We start from the raw sequence: 16,328 nt of genomic DNA on the forward strand, positions 1-16,328 counted from the left end.
TGCGCAGTGTTGATGGGCCTTCACGTAGGTTCCATCAATGAACACCCACTCAAAGTCGGGGTCAATCAATAAGGCTTTGAAAATTTTGAGCCATTTTCCTGCCGCCGACCACGCATTGAAACGCTTGTAGACGGTGTTCCAACAGCCAAAGGCTGGCGGCAAGTCACGCCACGGACAGCCGCAGCGCATCCGATAGAGCATCCCTTCCACGGTCATTCGTAAATCGGGCTTGTTGTAAATGGCGTGTTGAAGCAGAATCTTTTCCAGCTTCGACCAAAGCTCGTTACTGAGCATCAATCGGGGCATCGCAAACCTGCAGAGGATTGGTGTAGGAACCTTAATTCTGCAGGTTTGCACCCCTCCTATCTGCTCCCTGCTTCAAAACGTCAACAGCCCCTAGTAGAACTACCCATCTTCTTGATAGCCGCTGCCGTGCGACCTTGCCCGCTCTTTCGCTATAATTGCGCGTTGTGTCGGCAATCCGACGGCATTATCATTCGCACACCTGCCCATTCAAAAGGAAAGTCATGAGCCGCATCACCCTCTCCCGATTTCTTATCGAACAGCAACGCAAGGCGGGCACGCTGCCGCCCGAACTGCGCCTGCTGATCGAAACCGTCGGTCGCGCCTGCAAGGCCATCAGCTACTCGGTGAACAAAGGCGCATTGGCTGACGTGCTGGGCGAGGCCGGTACCGGCAATATCCAGGGCGAGGCGCAAAAGAAGCTGGACGTGATCGCCAACGATTACCTGCTGGACGCCAACGAGTGGGGCGGCAGCCTGGCCGCCATGGCTTCGGAAGAGATGGAGTTGCCGTACCACATCCCGGGCGAATATCCCAAGGGCGAATACCTGCTGATGTTCGATCCGCTGGATGGTTCGTCCAATATCGACGTCAATATCTCCATCGGCACCATCTTCTCCATTCTGCGCAGCCCGGAAGGCGTGACGCAGCCTACCGAGCAGGATTTCATGCAGCCGGGCACCCACCAGGTAGCCGCCGGCTATACGGTGTATGGTCCGCAGACGCTGCTGGTGCTGACTTTCGGCAGCGGCGTGCACGGCTTCACGCTGGACCGCGAACAGGGTTCCTTCGTGCTGACCCACCCGGACATGCGCGTGCCGGAGCAAACCAGCGAGTTCGCCATCAATATGTCCAATATGCGCCACTGGGAGCCGCCGGTGCGCCGCTATATCGACGAGCTTCTGGCCGGCAAAACCGGCCCGCGCGCGCGCGACTTCAATATGCGCTGGGTAGCCTCCATGGTGGCCGAAGTTCACCGCATTCTGACCCGCGGCGGCATCTTCATGTACCCGAAGGACGCGCGCGATCCTTCCAAGGCCGGCAAGCTGCGTCTGATGTACGAAGGCAACCCCATGGCCTTCGTGGTGGAACAGGCTGGCGGCGCCGCCACCAACGGCCATCAGCGCATCATGGACATCCAACCGCAAAAGCTGCATGAGCGCGTGGCGGTATTCCTCGGCTCCAAGCAGGAAGTGGAACGCGTCACCCGCTACCATCAGGAACAATAAGGCCTTCGCGCCGCTAGTAGGTTCAGCCAACCCGCCTCCCGGCGGGTTTTTTCATGAATGCCGTAGTCCGGACTGCAAGACGCGCCAGCCCGCATAGGCAAATACCGCGGCCAGCAAGCCCTCCAGCGGCCTGCGGATTTTCAGGTAAGCCGTGCGCACCATGGCTTGCGAAAACAGCAAGGCATAGCCGCCAAACACCGCCAGCCCCAGAACGCCGCAAGTAGCCACTACCTTCAGCGCATCCGCCGTCGCGGCCTGGGGAGGCATGGCCAGCGCGACAATCGACAACCATACGAAAATCGCCTTGGGATTGGTCAAATGCATGCCTAGCCCCCGCAGCAGCAGGCTGCCGGCGCTTTTTGCCGCCACGCGTTTTCCCGTCGCCCCGGGGGTGGCCGCGGACCGCGCCGAGCGGAAAGCCAGCCAGAACAAATACAGCGCGGCAGCAAATTTCATGAACAGCAGCGCCGTAGCGGACTCCGCCAGAATGGCCGACAAGCCCAAAGCTGCCATCACGCCCCAAAACAGCGAACCCAGCACAACGCCCAATGCGAGCGTCAGCGCTGCGCGGCGACCATCCTCCATCGCCACGGCCATGATGGCGAGATTGCTGGGACCGGGGCTGGCCGCGCCCAGCAAGTAGGCCGAGCAGGCCAAGGCTAAGTCAACCGGGATCGTAGACGGAATCATGATTCTCTCGACAGAGTGGGGAGCCTGAATCCTAGCATCCCTGCACGGGCAATGCCATTTGCATTGCAGGGCGGCCGTATTCGGCAGCCCTGCAATTTGCTAGAATTACGTCTCATTAGCCGATGAAAACAAGCAAGCCACACATGTCTATCCAAATTAAAGACACTGCCGATATCGAAAAAATGCGGATCGCAGGCCGCCTGGCCTCCGAAGTCCTCGACTTCATCACGCCGCACATCAAGCCTGGCATCACCACCGAGGCCATAGACAAGCTGTGCCATGACTACATGGTCAATGTGCAGGGCACGATCCCCGCGCCGCTGAACTATGCGCCCGGCGGCCACAATCCGTATCCCAAGTCCATCTGCACCTCCGTCAACCATGTGATCTGCCACGGCATCCCCAACGACAAAGCGCTGAAGAACGGCGACATAGTCAATTTGGACGTCACCGTGATCAAGGATGGCTATCACGGCGATACCAGCCGCATGTTCTATGTAGGAGACGTGAGCCCGCACGCCAAGCGCCTGTGCAAGATCACCTATGAGGCGATGTGGAAAGGCATTGAAAAGGTCAAACCGGGCGCCATGCTGGGCGATATCGGTTACGCCATCCAGAGCTACGCCGAGGGCGCCGGCTACAGCGTAGTACAGGAGTTCTGCGGCCACGGCATAGGCACGAAATTTCACGAAGAACCGCAGATTCTGCACTACGGCCGCCCCGGCACCGGGCTGGAAATCCAGGCTGGCATGATTTTCACCATCGAGCCCATGATCAACCAAGGCAAGCGCCACCTGCGCATCCTCGCTGACGGCTGGACCGTGGTCACCAAGGATCGCAGCTTGTCCGCGCAATGGGAACATACCGTGCTGGTCACTGAAACCGGCTACGAGATCATGACCCAATCCACCGGCACGCCCGACAAGCCAAGCTTCAAATAAATAACGCCGCCCCTCCCTGAGCGGCATGGGGCGGCCCCTGCTAATTTGTTGCCAATCATTGCAGACCTTAAATTGACATTGCCGGCGCAAGCGATTGTTTCTAAACTGTATACACGGTATTGCCCTGACGGCAGTCCGTTTGCGGGAGAATTATCATGGCGCTGACCGTCAATACCAATGTGGCCTCTCTGGCCGGCCAATACCAGTTGGACAAGACCCATCAGGCGATCAAGCAAACGCTTGCCAAACTATCGTCCGGCCATGACGTGAACAGCGCCGCGGACAATGCCGCGAACCTCGCCATCGCCCAACAGCTGCAGGCGCAGATCAACGGCAACAATCAGGCGATCAACAATACCAACGACGGCGCATCCCTGGTACAGACCGCCGATTCGGCCATCAGTCAGCTGCAAAGCAATAATCAGCAGATTCAGGATCTGGCGATTCAGGCTGGCGACGGCGCCTTGAGCGCCAGCAATCGCCAGGCGCTGCAGCAGCAAGTGGACCAACTGACCCAGTCCAACTCCCAAATCGTCCAGAGCACGCAGTTCAATGGCACGCCCTTGCTGACGGGCGGCAATGCTACGTCGTTCCAGGTTGGCCCCAACGGCACCAGCTCCGATCAGGTCTCCGTCCCCGGGATTGATTTGTCCGCTGCGCCCGGAGCCGGCGGACTCAATGGTTATAACGCCAATCTGGCGGCAACCAACACCATAGATATCACCAGTCAAGCCAATGCGCTGGCTGCCCAGCAAAACGTGCAAAACGACCAGAGCACGCTGGCAGCCCATCGAACCACTTTGGGCGCGGTGAGCAATAGTTTCGAGGCCGTGGTCAATAATCTGCAAAGCTCCAATCTCGCCACTCAAGCCGCCAACAGCCGCGTTAGCGATACAGATTACGCCGCCGCTACAGCGCAGCTCACCGCGCAGCAGATTCTGAGCCGCGCCGGCACGTCGGCGCTGGGTCAAGCCAATGTCGCGCCGCAAGCCGCTCTGTCCTTGCTGGGCTGAGAGGATAATTCCACAAGTTCCTCAAAAATTAAAATAAATACAGGCCTGCGCGGCTTTAAAAGATGCAATGCGTCCTTTATGATGGACTTATGAATCCTGTGCGGATTCATACGAACGGGCACCGTAAGCGGTGCCCTTTGTCTATCTGCAAGGAGCGCATATGTTGATTTCGCCGTCCATCATCGTAAGCTCGCTGGATTGCGAGCGTCTTTTCTCTTTACTTGGGTCTTGCGAATACGGGCATCCCGTTGCGAGCCGCCTGGAGGCGGAGCTGGAGCGAGCCGAGGTGCGGGAGCCGCAAGCCATGCCCCCGGATGTAGTCACGATGAATAGTACGGCTCGAGTCCGCCTCGAAGGTGAAGAAGAGAAACTGCTGACATTGGTTTATCCCCGCGATGCGGATGGCGCGCTCAGCCGCATTTCCATTCTGGCGCCCATTGGCGCCGCCTTGCTGGGACTGTCCGCAGGACAAACCATACATTGGCCTACTCCAGCCGGCATGGCCGCGCTGACGGTGCTGGCAGTCACCCGGCAGCCAGAGGCCGATGGCGACTTCCACCGTTAAGCCGTCAGGCAATCAGCCCTCATCGGCATAACGCCGGGCGATTTCCTGGAATTGCTCGGCGATCTGGACAAAAGCCTTGACCACGTCCGGGTCGAAATGCCGCCCACTGCCCTCCCTTATCATTTCCACGGCCCTGGGGTGGGTGAACGGCGGCTTGTACACTCGCTTCGAAATCAGAGCGTCGTAGACATCCGCCACCGCCATCAGCCTGGCTGACAGCGGGATCTGCTCGCCTTGCAACCCTTCCGGATAGCCGCTGCCATCCCACTTTTCCTGATGGGAATAAGCGATTTCGCGCGCCAGGCGCAAAAAATTGCTAGGCCCGTCCAACAGGCGCTCCGCGCTGGCGATGGCATCCCTGCCCATCACGGTATGCGTCTTCATGATTTCAAATTCTTCCGGCGTCAACGGCCCAGGCTTCAGCAGGATATGGTCAGGGATGCCCACCTTGCCGATATCGTGCAGCGGCGCGGACTTGTACAGCAGCAGTATGGTTTCGTCGTCGAGTTCCGCGCGGTAACGCGGATGGTTGCGCAGTTCTATCGCCAGCGCCCGGACATAGTTCTGCGTGCGCAACAGGTGGTTGCCGGTTTCATGGTCGCGGGTTTCCGCCAGCGCCGCCATCATCATGATGGTGACGTCTTGAATCACTTGCACTTCGCGCGTGCGGCGCTCCACCTCCACCTGCAGAAAAGCGGCTTTGTCCTGCAGGAAGTCGGCCGCCGCCTTCACTCGCATATGCGTTTGCACGCGCGCCAGCACAATGGGCGGGGAAATGGGCTTGACGATGTAATCGGCGGCTCCGGCATCAAATCCGGCCTGTTCCTCCTCGCTCTCTCCCCGCCCAGTCAAAAATATCACCGGCGTCTGCGCCGTCCGCGGATCGGACTTCAGGCGGCGGCAAACCTCGTATCCGCCCATGCCCGGCAGCATCACGTCCAGCAAGATCAAGTCCGGCGCAGTATCGCCGCTCGCCAGCTGCAAGGCCCGCTCGCCGCTGTTCGCCACCAATACGCGGTAATGCCCTTTGAGCAAGCCATACATCTGGGTCAGGCATTCCGGCGCATCGTCGACCACCAGCACGGTATGCGTGCCTGGTTCGAATGAATCGCTCATGGCGCTTGCTCCGAAAGATCCATGCCCACGGCCTTGGCGGCCGCGCGCAACTGCTCCAGCGCGTCGACAAAGTCGAAGCTGTTCAAACTCCGTTCAAACACCTGGCAGCCGTCTTCCGGAAAGCCGGCGAGGATATCGCTCGCATGCTCCAGGAAAAAGCTCAACGCCTCTCCGTCACCTGCTTGCAGCAAGGCGGCAAGCTGATTGAACAGCGCCGCGGCATCGCCGCCGGCAGGTTTCATTTTAGTCTCCATGCCGCCCATGGCCTCTCGTAATCCAGACAAGGCATGATCCATGCTGCGGGCCAGCAACTCACAGGGCGCATCCGGATCCTGCCCGTCTCGCAACGCCCTTTCCAATCGCGTTGCATCGCTCTGCAATTCGATCAACCCTATGCTGCCTGCGGCGCCTTTCAGGGTGTGCGCGATGCGTTCGGCTGTTTCCAGATCTCCCACTTCCAGCGCCAGGCTCAGCCGCTGCATGGCATCCGCCTCCTCTTCGACGAACTGCCTCAGCATATGCAAATACAAGTCACGGTTGCCCGCAACGCGGTTCAAGCCACCCGCCTGATCCAGCCCCTCCACCGGCGGCAGCGGCAAGCCAGATGGCGGCTGCCCCGGCTTTTCCACCAAGTTTGCCGCAGGCAGCCAGCGCATCAGCGTGGAAAACAGGATATGCGGATCGATAGGCTTGGCCACATGATCAACCATGCCGGCCGCCAGGCAGCTCTCACGCTCATCCGCCAGCGCATCCGCCGTCATGGCGATGACGGGCAAGTCGGAAAACTCATCCTGCGCGCGGATGCGGCGCGTGGCCTCTATTCCGTCCATGATGGGCATTTGCACATCCATCAATACCGCGTCGAAGCCTTTCGGGCCATAGGCCGCCAATTTGTCCAGCACGGCCTGGCCATTGCCCACAACCGTGATGGTGGCCCCCGTTCCCTCCAAAAGCTCCACCGCGATTTGCTGGTTGATTCGATTGTCCTCAGCCAGCAGCAAGTGCACGCCATGCAGATCAGGCTGCAGCTCCACGGCAGGCGCGGTCCGCTTGCCGCTGCGGCCGAAGCCGAATGCCTCAAGCAAGGAGTCGTACAGCGTGGACTGGCTGACCGGCTTGACCAGAAAGCCATCGCAGCCGGCGTTCTTGGCCTGCGCCCGCACATCGTCGCGGCCGAACGCCGTCACCAGGATCACCCTCAGCCGCCTGCTGATCTGCCGCATCCGCCTGATGGTTTCCAGGCCATCCATTTCCGGCATCATCCAGTCCACCAACGCAATGTCGAACGGCTGGTCCAGGCAGTGCTGGCGCACCTGCGACACCGCCTCCCCTCCCGTCATGCATTCGACCACATCGAAGTCCAGCGCCCGCAACTGTTCGGACAACACGCTCAAAGCCGCCTGATTGTCGTCCACGGCCAGCACGCGCATTCCGCGTAGCTCCTTCGGCAACTGCGGGCGACTGGAGACGCCCATGGTTTCGTCCACGCCCAGCCAGCAGTTGAAAATGAAGGAGCTGCCCCAGCCCGGCGCGGACTCGACGCGCACGGTGCCGCCCATCAACTCGACCAGGCGCTTGACGATGGCCAGGCCCAAGCCTGTGCCGCCAAAACGGCGCGTGGTGGAGCCATCGGCCTGGCTGAACGCCTGGAACAGGCGCGAAACCTGCTCCTCGGTCATGCCCATGCCCGTGTCGTGGACGCAGAAACGCAGCTGCGCCTTGTCGCCTATGCGCTCGGCCACGCCGATGAGGATGGCCACCTGCCCTTGCTCGGTGAACTTGATCGCGTTGTTGACCAGATTGGTCAACACCTGGCCCAGCCGCAAGGCGTCTCCCACCAAGGCTTGCGGCACATCCTTGCCGGTTTCGAACAACAGCTCCAAGCCCTTGTCCGCCGCCTTCTGCGCCACCAGCGCCGAGACGCTGTCCAGCATGTCGTCCAGCCAAAAACGCTGCGACTCCAGCTCCAGGCGGCCGGCCTCCACCTTGGAAAAATCCAGAATGTCGTTGATGATGCCCAGCAGCGAGGTGCCCGCGTTGTGGATCTTGCTCACATAGTCGCGCTGCTGATCGCTGAGTTCAGTGCGCAGGGCCAGATAGGACATGCCTATGATGGCATTCATCGGCGTGCGTATTTCATGGCTCATATTAGCCAGGAACATGGATTTGGCCTTGGTCGCCTCCTCAGCCTCCTGCTTGGCCTGGCCCAGCGCCACGGAGCTGGCGGCCAGTTGGGCGTACAGGCGGCCGTTCTCAAGCAGCAGCACCAGCAGGATGAAACTCGCGGCCAACAGACCGTAAACGCGGCCAGCGTAGAAACCCAGATCGAAGCGGCCGGCATTGAACACGGTGGACAGGCCCACGTCGCACAGCCAAGTCAGCATGACGACGGATAGCCACAGGTCCAGCAAGGATTGCGGGCGTCGCAACATCATGGCCGCCAGCGCCAGCGCGCTCATGCCCCACACACAGGTCACCACGCCCCACATCAGCGGCGTGTAGTGGTTGCCTTGCATGATGGACGGTAGATATTCATGACCGGCCGTGGCCAAGGCCGCGACGGCCGCCACAGCCAGGCAAACCTGGCTTATTGACAGCAAAATCAACCGCATGCTGCTGCCGCGGCTCGCCGTGGGGCTGGGCGCCAATTGCGAATAGACGATGACCAGTCCCGGAAATCCAGCATGCCAGAACATATAGAGCCAGGCCGTGGTTTGCGGGCCGCCGGTCAGCGCGCCGTGCTCGGCGAACAGCCCTGGAAAACTCAGGGCATGAAACACCGCCATCAGCGCGGTATACAGATAGCCCATGGCCAGCAGCCGCAGCCCTGGGTGGCGCAAGATGGCGAACTGGCCGAACAGCAGCGTGGCAGTCACCAGATCGTTGATCGCTAGTGCGGACTGGTAAGTGGGTATGAAGGCCCACACCTTAGTCAGCGGGATCTGGGCGAAGGGCAACGCCGCAAAAAAAACCAATAGCGAGGCCGCGCCCACCAGGTAGGCGAGCCTGCGTTGGCCGCGTGTAGGCGGCAGCGTGGACAGGAATTCCAGGCTGGGTTGGGAGGCCGAACTTGCCTGCTGCATAAGCGCTGTTCTCCGCGTTGCGGCATGCCTCCGCCACGGAGATCATCAAGGAGGCATGGTGATGCTTATGTATAGAGCATCGGGCAGCGTCTTGCCCATCATGCGGCCATGCTGCAAGGCAAAAAACTAGGCCATGGGTTGGAATCGACTTCTCAGCCCAGCCAGCCCTTGGCCTTCGCGTCCAGCAAACGGCCCTCCAAGTATTCCCACAAGGCAGGACAGCCTTCGCGGATGGGCGGCGCGATACGCTTGACTACCTGTTCGTGACGAATGCCGTTTTCAAGCCAGCTCTGGCCATGATTGGCCAGATTCAGCAATACCGGCATGGCGCGGTCCGCGGCATTGGCGAAGCGCGCCTCAGCCGTCTCACCCGCCTCGAACTCTTTCCAGAGATCCAAAAAGCGCGCGCCCTGCTCCGGCGCCAACATGCCGAAAATACGCGTGACGCAAGCCAGCTCATGCGCCTTGCGCTCCTCCCAGCCGCTTTCGGCATATACGATAGTGTCGCCGGTTTCGATTTCGCCGATGTCATGCACCAACAGCATCATGACCACTTGGTTGATATCCACCGGTTCGGCGGCGTAAGACTGCAAGGACGCCGCCAACAGCGCGATTTGCCAGCTGTGCTCGGCCGAATTCTCATAGCGCTCGCTGTTCAGCACGCGCGTCTTGCGGGTGACTTGCTTGAGCTTGTCGATTTCCAAGGCGAATTCAATGATGTTTTGCATCTTGTTCTCTTTCTGATGGATTCGGGGATTAGCGGGCAGATCTGCAGCTTGCCCGCCCAACCGCGAGCTGCCGTCGCGGAGCGGGCAGCGTTCAAGGATAAGGGGCGGATCATGGGGTGCAAAAAAAGCAGACCGGAGTCTGCTTGGGCGCGCCTTACCAGCATCGCTGTATCATTTGAGCCAGCTGCACCAGCCGGCCATGGAAGAAGTGGCCCGCGCCGGGCAGCACCAGCACCGGCAGGTTCTGCGGCCTCGCCCAGTCCAGCACGGCGGACATTGGAATCACCTCGTCTTCTTCGCCGTGTATCACTAGCGTATCGGCTGGCACTTCCGGCGTGGGGATGGGATATTTGCCGACAGCCACGCCCATCAGCAGCAGCTTGTCAGACTCGATGCGCGCGCGCGCGCGCGCGGCGACAAAGCCGCCGAAGGAAAAGCCGGCCAGCGCCAGCGGCAGGCCCGAATGCTGTGTCTTGGCGTGCTCGACCACGGCGATGACGTCGTCCACCTCGCCTTGCCCGTGGTCATGCTCGCCCTCGCTGTCGCCCACGCCGCGCAGATTCGGGCAGTAACAGGCATAGCCCATTTGCGACAGCGCCTTGGCCGCGGTTTGCACCACCTTGTTGGTGTGCGTGCCGCCTTGCAGCGGGTTGGGATGGCAAATCACGGCCACGCCGCTGGCCTCGCCCTGAGCGGCCACGAAAATGGTATCGAGCCGGCCAGCCGGGCCGGCGACGTCCACCTTGTTCAGCGCCTTCAACATCAGATCTTCAGCCTTTCCACCACGCGGCCGTTCACCATGTGCTCGCTGACGATTTCGTCTATGTCTTCCTTGTCGATGAAGGTGTACCAGGTCTCTTGCGGATAGACCACCATCACCGGGCCATCGTCGCAGCGGCCCAGACAACCGGCCTTGTTGACGCGGATCTTGCCGTCGCCGGCCAAACCCTGCGCCTTGACTTTGTCCTTCATATAGCTCAGCAGCTCGCTGGAGCCATGATTATTGCAGCAGCTCTCGCCCTCGGCGCGCTGGTTGCAGCAGATGAATACGTGTTTGTCGAAAAAGCTCATGTTTCTCTCTCGATGAATGCGATTTTTCGCAGAGCGGGCCAACTTCGCCCATCAGGCTTCCGCCTGGGCAAACCTGAGGCTTGCCCATTCTGCGACTTTGGCTATTAGTTGTCCGTATCCGCCCAGCCGGCCGCGCCGACGGTGGCGGCGTTGTCGAACTTGGCGTAGTGGCCGATGAAGGCCAAGCGCACCGCGCCGGTGGGGCCGTTACGGTGCTTGCCTATGATGGCCTCGGCCAGGCCCTTTTCCGGAGAGTCCGGGTTGTAGTACTCGTCGCGGTACATGAAGATGATCAAGTCCGCGTCCTGCTCGATGGCGCCCGATTCGCGAAGGTCGGACATCATCGGGCGCTTATTCGGCCGTTGCTCCACCGCCCGCGACAGCTGCGACAGCGCGATTACCGGCACCTGCAGCTCTTTGGCCAGACCCTTCAGACCGCGCGAGATTTCGCCCAGTTCGGCGGTCCGGTTGTCGCCGCGGCCGGAACCGGACATCAGCTGCAAGTAGTCGATCACGATCAAGCCCAGCTTGCCGCCGTGCTGGCGCGCCAAGCGGCGCGCGCGGGCGCGCAATTCCAGTGCGGTGAGACCCGGCGTCTCGTCGATATACATCGGCGCGTCGGACAGCTTGCCTATGGCGTAGGTCAGCTTCTGCCAATCGTCGTCGCCCAGCTTGCCGGTGCGCAGCACGTGCTGGTCCAGCCGTCCCACCGAGCCCAGCATACGCATCACCAGCTGCGCGCCGCCCATTTCCATCGAGAACACCGCTACCGGCAGATGGGTTTCCACCGCCACGTGCTCGGCGATATTCATCGAGAAGGCGGTTTTACCCATGGACGGGCGGCCCGCGACGATGATCAGGTCTCCCGGCTGCAGGCCGGAGGTCTTGGCGTCCAGGTCGAAGAAGCCGGTCGGCACGCCGGTCACCTCGTCCGGATTGTCGCGGCTATACAGCATGTCGATCCGCTCCACCACCTCCTTCAGCAAACCCGGCATTTCCAGGAAGCCTTGCTTGGACTTGGCGGTGGATTCGGCGATCTGGAACACCCGGCCCTCGGCCTCGTCCAGCAATTGCGCCGCGTCGCGCCCCATGGGCGCGTAAGCGGCTTCGGCGATCTCCGTGCCCACCTGCGCCAACTGGCGCATGATGGAACGCTCTCGGACGATTTCGGCATAGCGGCGGATATTAGCCGCCGACGGCGTGTTCTGTGCCAGCGTGGCCAGGTAGGCCAGCCCCCCTATCTCGGCCAGCGCGGCGTTTTTGTCCAGCGCCTCGGCTACCGTCACCACGTCCGCCGGCCGCGCCACTTCCACTAGCTTGGCGATGCTGCGGTAGATCAGGCGGTGATCATGGCGGTAGAAATCGGGTTCGCTGACCACGTCAGCGATCTTGTCCCAGGCGCTGTTGTCGAGCAGCAGGCCGCCCAGCACCGATTGCTCGGCTTCCACCGAATGCGGCGGCGTGCGGATGGACGCCATCTCGCTGTCGAAATTTTCGTACTGTTCTGTCATGTAGACCCGGAGGGCGCGCGCGGAACGGCGCGCGTAAGGCAAAACGTAATTCTAGCGCGAAACGTCGAAGCGCTCATCAATCATTCAAGCGGCAAGAATCTTGACCCGGGCCAGCCTGAAAATTCAGAATGAATAATTATTGGAAATGGAGACGCCCATGCCCCACTTAAAAATCGGCATCATAGGCGGCCTGAGTCCGGAGTCCACAGTCAGCTATTATCTTCGCATCACGCGCCAGTACGTGGCCAGGCACGGCGATGACGGATATCCGGAAATCCTGATTCATAGTGTGTGCTTAAAGCAATTCCACGCTTGGCGCGACGCCGGCCGCTGGGAGCTGTTCGCAGACAAGCTGGCTGAGATCGCAGAAAACCTGCGCCTGCGCGGCGCGGATTTCGGCCTGATCGCGTCCAACACCCCGCACCGGGTATTCGACGAAGTGCAGGCCCGAACCGCGCTGCCCTTGCTGCATATTCTGGAGCCGGTAAGCGAAGCCATTCTGCAGGCTGGCCAGCGCACTGTCGCCCTGCTGGGCACCCGCTTCACCATGGGCGAAGCTTTCTATAGAGACGCTCTAGCCAAGCGCGGCATAGACTGTCTGCTTCCCGCCCCAGCGGAGCAGGCCACCATTCACCGCATCATCGACGAGGAATTAGTCCGCGGCGTGCTGCGTGAAGAATCGCGCCGCGTGTATCAGGACATCATCGCCCGCCTGGCCGGACAAGGGGCCGAAGGCGTGGTGCTGGGATGCACCGAGATTCCGCTGCTGATTGAGCCTAGACACAGCCCCATCCCCGTTTACGACACCGCCGTTTTGCATGCCGATGCGGCGCTGGCGCGCGCCACCCATCCGTCGTAGGGCGGATGCCTAAAAGAAGACTCGCCTGCCGCAACTTGCAGCCAGCGGCGGATGCCCCGCAAGCGGGGCATCCGCCCTACCGCATGAGTCAGCAGTTCATCCCGGCGACGAAGCCGGACGACCAGGCCCACTGGAAGTTGTAGCCGCCCAGCCAGCCGGTCACGTCCACCACCTCGCCGATGAAGAACAGTCCCGGCGCGTCGTTGGCCATCAAGGTTTTGGACGACAGCGCCTGGGTGGACACGCCGCCCCGCGTCACTTCGGCCTTTTTATAGCCTTGGGTGCCGTTGGGCTTGACGCACCAACGGTGCAGTTGCTCAGCCAATTGACGGCGCTGCTTCGGCCCCAAGTCTTTCAGGCGCTTGTTCATGCCGACGCGGTCCAGCCAGGCGTCGGCGAAGCGTCGCGACCAACCTAGTTCCGACAAGGCATTGGCGATCAGTTGCTCGCTGTCCGCCCGCTCCTCCAGCCAGCTCTCGGCATCACCGTCCGGCATCAAGTCCAGCAGCAGTTCCATGCCGGGCTGCCAGTAAGACGACACCTGCAGGATGGCGGGACCGGACACGCCCTTGTGCGTGAACAGAACGTTCTCGCGAAACTTGCCCTTGCCGGCCTTGGCCTCCACCTCCACCGATACGCCGGCCAGCGGGGTGAAAATCTCGGCATCTTCCACATGGAAAGTCAGCGGCACCAGCGCCGGCGACAACGGCGTGACGGCCAGGCCAAATTGTTCGGCCAGTTGATAACCAAACGGCGTGGCGCCTATTTGCGGAATGGACAGGCCGCCAGTGGCGACGACCAGCGAAGACGAAGAAAAACGGCCGCGGCTGGTATCCACCTCGAAGCCGCCATCTGCGGCGCGCGCCACGCTCATGATGGTGGTTTCCATCCGGCGGTCCACGCCGCCCTTGCGGCACTCTTCGTCGAGCATGGCGATGATGCGCTCGCTGCCTTCGTCGCAAAACAGCTGGCCCAGCTTTTTCTCGTGGTAGCCGATGCCGTGGCGCTCTACCATGGAGACGAAGTCCTGCGGCGTGTATTGCGCCAGCGCGGAGCGGCAAAAATGGGCGTTGGCCGACAGATAGCAGTCGAAGCGCGCGTTGACATTGGTGAAGTTGCAACGGCCGCCGCCCGAGATGCGGATTTTCTCCGCCAGCTTGGCCGCGTGGTCCAGCAATAGCACGCTGCGGCCGCGTTGGCCGGCCGTGGCTGCGCACATCAAACCGGCCGCGCCGGCGCCAATGACGATTACATCAAATTGCAAAAGCTTATTCCTATCATTTTAGTCAACTATTAGCCACGCCGGCCATATTCCAGTAAACTGCGAGAAAAGCATCCGCTTATGCGGCTTACTTTCTCAACAAGGAGAGCATAATGGAACACAAACTGCCTGAACTGCCGTACGCGCTGGACGCCCTGGCCCCGCACATTTCCAAGGAAACCCTGGAATTCCACTACGGCAAGCATCATCAGACCTATATCACGAACCTGAACAACCTGATCAAGGGCACCGAGTTCGAAAACGCCTCCCTGGAAGAGATCGTCAAGAAGTCTTCCGGCGGCATTTTCAACAACGCCGCTCAGGTTTGGAACCACACCTTCTACTGGTTCGGCCTGGCCCCGAACGCGGGCGGCGAGCCGACCGGCGCGCTGGCTGAAGCCATCAACGCCAAGTGGGGTTCGTTCGAAGAATTCAAGAAAGCCTTCACCCAAACCGCCGTCGGCACCTTTGGTTCCGGCTGGGCCTGGCTAGTGAAGAACAGCGACGGCAGCCTGGACCTGGTTTCCACCAGCAACGCTGCCACCCCGCTGACCACCGACAAGAAGCCGCTCTTGACCTGTGATGTGTGGGAACACGCGTATTATATCGATTACCGCAACAGCCGCCCGAACTATATGGAAAGCTTCTGGAAGCTGGTGAACTGGGACTTCGCGGCCAAGAATTTCGCCTGATTCCCGCTTCGCGCAAAACCAAAGGGGCCAGACGGCCCCTTTTTTGCGCCCATACGCCGCTTACTCCCTCTCCTGCATCCATAACAGGAAAAGCTCTTCCGACAGCGGCCGGCTGTAATAATAGCCTTGCGCCACATCGCAACCCAGCGCCGCCAGCTGCTGCCTGTCATCCTCCGTTTCCACACCCTCCGCTACAGAAGACAACTGCAGCTTTTGGCACATCGCGATGGCCGAGGTCAAAATGGCCAGCTTCTTCGGACTGCCCGAGGCGTCGTGGACGAATTCCCGGTCTATTTTCAACTCTGTGAACGGGCTGCGCGACAACTGCTTCATCGACGAATAGCCTGTGCCGTAATCGTCCATCGCCAGACCAAAGCCGTTGAGCCGCAAACGCGCCAATGTCCCCAGCGATGGCGCGAGATTGGACATCAGGGAAGTTTCCGTCACCTCCAGCACGATGCTCTGGCTGGGCAAGCCCTTGGACTGGACGATGGTTGTCATCTCGTCCACCAGATTGGGGTCGTTCAGCAGCGGCACCGGCAGATTGATGGAGGCGTGCAGGCCGGGATGGATGGCCAGGAAGCGCAGCATCGCGGCGCAGACCTCGCGCAGAAAATGATAGAAGAAACGAATGGCCAGCTCGCCGTCTTCCAGATATTCGACGAACAGCGACGGCGACAGCACGCCATAATGCGGGTGCTCCCAGCGCACCAGCGCCTCTACGCCGCACAGCGCATTGTCCTTCAGCGAAATCTTGGGCTGGTAATACGGCACCAGTTGCTTCATCTGCAAGGCGTGGGAAACCTCCTCGCGGGTCAGCGTGAATTTATTGTTGACCAGGCTGGGCAAATGCCAGTCCGGATTGCAGGCATCGAGCACGCGCAGCACCTCTTCGCGCCGCAGCGGCTTGGGAAACACCTCAAGCAGGTCCAGGTCCGATGCATCCACCACGCCTTGCACCGCGTCCAACACGTCGCGCGGCACGCCGCTCATCACCGCGACGAACTGCACCTTGCCCTTCATCGTGGCGGCTATGCTTTCCAGCAGCCTGACGCCGTCCATGCACGGCATGTTCAAGTCGGTGATCACCAGATCGACGTTGTCCAGCGTCTCCAGCTTGGCCAGAGCATCCACGCCGTTCTCCGCTTCCAGCACTCTGGGGAAGCCAAGATCCTGCAAAATGCCCACGGCCAGCAGGCGATGGGTCGCGGAGTCATCCACCACCATCACCGTGCGCGGCAGCCACTTATCGAGATAACCCATGAT

Annotated in this window: 16 protein-coding genes; 6 read left to right on the plus strand and 10 right to left on the minus strand. The window is 60.8% G+C overall.

Going from position 1 to position 16,328, the window contains the following annotated elements; all coding sequences use genetic code 11:
• Positions 1-306 (minus strand): transposase (locus tag C2I19_RS00005; protein ID WP_146056702.1); only part of this gene is annotated, 306 nt, incomplete at its 3' end.
• Positions 307-527: 221 nt separating this feature from the next.
• Here C2I19_RS00005 and C2I19_RS00010 point away from each other — a divergent pair.
• Positions 528-1,532 carry a class 1 fructose-bisphosphatase gene (locus tag C2I19_RS00010; RefSeq protein ID WP_103900683.1) on the plus strand — a complete coding sequence of 335 codons (1,005 nt, stop codon included), beginning with the start codon at positions 528-530 and terminating at the stop codon, positions 1,530-1,532.
• A gap of 51 nt (positions 1,533-1,583) precedes the next feature.
• Here the strand turns inward: C2I19_RS00010 and C2I19_RS00015 are convergent, their stop codons facing one another.
• Positions 1,584-2,222, minus strand: coding sequence for a LysE family translocator (locus tag C2I19_RS00015; RefSeq protein WP_103900684.1), 639 nt, complete (start codon positions 2,220-2,222; stop codon positions 1,584-1,586).
• 143 nt (positions 2,223-2,365) lie between these two features.
• Between C2I19_RS00015 and map the strand changes: the two genes are divergently transcribed.
• From map to rnk, 3 genes are all read left to right on the plus strand, one after another.
• Positions 2,366-3,163 carry a type I methionyl aminopeptidase gene (gene map / locus C2I19_RS00020; RefSeq protein ID WP_103900685.1) on the plus strand — a complete coding sequence of 266 codons (798 nt, stop codon included), beginning with the start codon at positions 2,366-2,368 and terminating at the stop codon, positions 3,161-3,163.
• Between the two features lie 155 nt (positions 3,164-3,318).
• Complete coding sequence (locus C2I19_RS00025) at positions 3,319-4,176, plus strand: flagellin N-terminal helical domain-containing protein (protein WP_103900686.1); 858 nt, start codon at positions 3,319-3,321, stop codon at positions 4,174-4,176.
• A 160-nt stretch (positions 4,177-4,336) separates the two neighbouring features.
• Positions 4,337-4,741, plus strand: coding sequence for a nucleoside diphosphate kinase regulator (gene rnk / locus C2I19_RS00030; RefSeq protein WP_103900687.1), 405 nt, complete (start codon positions 4,337-4,339; stop codon positions 4,739-4,741).
• Between the two features lie 12 nt (positions 4,742-4,753).
• Here the strand turns inward: rnk and C2I19_RS00035 are convergent, their stop codons facing one another.
• The 6 genes from C2I19_RS00035 to dnaB all read right to left on the minus strand — a co-directional run bounded on the left by C2I19_RS00035 (position 4,754) and on the right by dnaB (position 12,250).
• Positions 4,754-5,857 (minus strand): HD-GYP domain-containing protein, encoded by a 1,104-nt coding sequence (locus tag C2I19_RS00035; RefSeq protein ID WP_103900688.1) that lies wholly within the window; start codon positions 5,855-5,857, stop codon positions 4,754-4,756.
• Positions 5,854-8,940 (minus strand): response regulator, encoded by a 3,087-nt coding sequence (locus C2I19_RS00040; protein ID WP_103900689.1) that lies wholly within the window; start codon positions 8,938-8,940, stop codon positions 5,854-5,856. Before C2I19_RS00040 ends, C2I19_RS00035 begins: the two co-directional genes overlap by 4 nt.
• Positions 8,941-9,092: 152 nt before the next feature.
• Complete coding sequence (locus C2I19_RS00045) at positions 9,093-9,668, minus strand: HD domain-containing protein (protein ID WP_103900690.1); 576 nt, start codon at positions 9,666-9,668, stop codon at positions 9,093-9,095.
• Between the two features lie 154 nt (positions 9,669-9,822).
• A complete protein-coding gene (locus C2I19_RS00050; RefSeq protein ID WP_103900691.1) occupies positions 9,823-10,431 on the minus strand; it encodes an alpha/beta hydrolase in 609 nt (202 codons plus the stop codon).
• Positions 10,431-10,739, minus strand: coding sequence for a (2Fe-2S) ferredoxin domain-containing protein (locus tag C2I19_RS00055; RefSeq protein WP_103900692.1), 309 nt, complete (start codon positions 10,737-10,739; stop codon positions 10,431-10,433). Before C2I19_RS00055 ends, C2I19_RS00050 begins: the two co-directional genes overlap by 1 nt.
• A gap of 104 nt (positions 10,740-10,843) precedes the next feature.
• Entirely contained in the window at positions 10,844-12,250 is a 1,407-nt protein-coding gene (gene dnaB / locus C2I19_RS00060; protein ID WP_103900724.1) for a replicative DNA helicase, read from the minus strand.
• A gap of 157 nt (positions 12,251-12,407) precedes the next feature.
• On the opposite strand from dnaB, the gene C2I19_RS00065 reads away from it, so the two are divergent.
• Positions 12,408-13,109 carry an aspartate/glutamate racemase family protein gene (locus C2I19_RS00065; RefSeq protein ID WP_158253594.1) on the plus strand — a complete coding sequence of 234 codons (702 nt, stop codon included), beginning with the start codon at positions 12,408-12,410 and terminating at the stop codon, positions 13,107-13,109.
• An 88-nt stretch (positions 13,110-13,197) separates the two neighbouring features.
• Here C2I19_RS00065 and C2I19_RS00070 read toward each other — a convergent pair whose 3' ends face one another.
• Entirely contained in the window at positions 13,198-14,373 is a 1,176-nt protein-coding gene (locus C2I19_RS00070; RefSeq protein WP_103900694.1) for a BaiN/RdsA family NAD(P)/FAD-dependent oxidoreductase, read from the minus strand.
• A 110-nt stretch (positions 14,374-14,483) separates the two neighbouring features.
• Between C2I19_RS00070 and sodB the strand changes: the two genes are divergently transcribed.
• Positions 14,484-15,062, plus strand: a complete 579-nt coding sequence (gene sodB, locus C2I19_RS00075; RefSeq protein WP_103900695.1) for a superoxide dismutase [Fe] — start codon at positions 14,484-14,486, stop codon at positions 15,060-15,062.
• Between the two features lie 60 nt (positions 15,063-15,122).
• Here the strand turns inward: sodB and C2I19_RS00080 are convergent, their stop codons facing one another.
• Positions 15,123-16,325 (minus strand): EAL domain-containing response regulator, encoded by a 1,203-nt coding sequence (locus C2I19_RS00080; RefSeq protein WP_103900696.1) that lies wholly within the window; start codon positions 16,323-16,325, stop codon positions 15,123-15,125.
• Positions 16,326-16,328: the final 3 nt, after the last annotated feature.

The sequence above is a fragment of the Chromobacterium alticapitis genome (genome assembly GCF_002924365.1).
Taxonomy (GTDB): Bacteria; Pseudomonadota; Gammaproteobacteria; order Burkholderiales; family Chromobacteriaceae; genus Chromobacterium; species Chromobacterium alticapitis.

What these genes read in the sequence shown, in the direction of transcription:
- C2I19_RS00010 (WP_103900683.1), top strand. Translation starts at nt 528, where the DNA reads ATGAGCCGCATCACCCTCTCCCGATTTCTTATCGAACAGCAACGCAAG.
- C2I19_RS00015 (WP_103900684.1), bottom strand. Translation starts at nt 2,222, where the DNA reads ATGATTCCGTCTACGATCCCGGTTGACTTAGCCTTGGCCTGCTCGGCC.
- map (WP_103900685.1), top strand. Translation starts at nt 2,366, where the DNA reads ATGTCTATCCAAATTAAAGACACTGCCGATATCGAAAAAATGCGGATC.
- C2I19_RS00025 (WP_103900686.1), top strand. Translation starts at nt 3,319, where the DNA reads ATGGCGCTGACCGTCAATACCAATGTGGCCTCTCTGGCCGGCCAATAC.
- rnk (WP_103900687.1), top strand. Translation starts at nt 4,337, where the DNA reads ATGTTGATTTCGCCGTCCATCATCGTAAGCTCGCTGGATTGCGAGCGT.
- C2I19_RS00035 (WP_103900688.1), bottom strand. Translation starts at nt 5,857, where the DNA reads ATGAGCGATTCATTCGAACCAGGCACGCATACCGTGCTGGTGGTCGAC.
- C2I19_RS00040 (WP_103900689.1), bottom strand. Translation starts at nt 8,940, where the DNA reads ATGCAGCAGGCAAGTTCGGCCTCCCAACCCAGCCTGGAATTCCTGTCC.
- C2I19_RS00045 (WP_103900690.1), bottom strand. Translation starts at nt 9,668, where the DNA reads ATGCAAAACATCATTGAATTCGCCTTGGAAATCGACAAGCTCAAGCAA.
- C2I19_RS00050 (WP_103900691.1), bottom strand. Translation starts at nt 10,431, where the DNA reads ATGTTGAAGGCGCTGAACAAGGTGGACGTCGCCGGCCCGGCTGGCCGG.
- C2I19_RS00055 (WP_103900692.1), bottom strand. Translation starts at nt 10,739, where the DNA reads ATGAGCTTTTTCGACAAACACGTATTCATCTGCTGCAACCAGCGCGCC.
- dnaB (WP_103900724.1), bottom strand. Translation starts at nt 12,250, where the DNA reads ATGACAGAACAGTACGAAAATTTCGACAGCGAGATGGCGTCCATCCGC.
- C2I19_RS00065 (WP_158253594.1), top strand. Translation starts at nt 12,408, where the DNA reads ATGCCCCACTTAAAAATCGGCATCATAGGCGGCCTGAGTCCGGAGTCC.
- sodB (WP_103900695.1), top strand. Translation starts at nt 14,484, where the DNA reads ATGGAACACAAACTGCCTGAACTGCCGTACGCGCTGGACGCCCTGGCC.
- C2I19_RS00080 (WP_103900696.1), bottom strand. Translation starts at nt 16,325, where the DNA reads ATGGGTTATCTCGATAAGTGGCTGCCGCGCACGGTGATGGTGGTGGAT.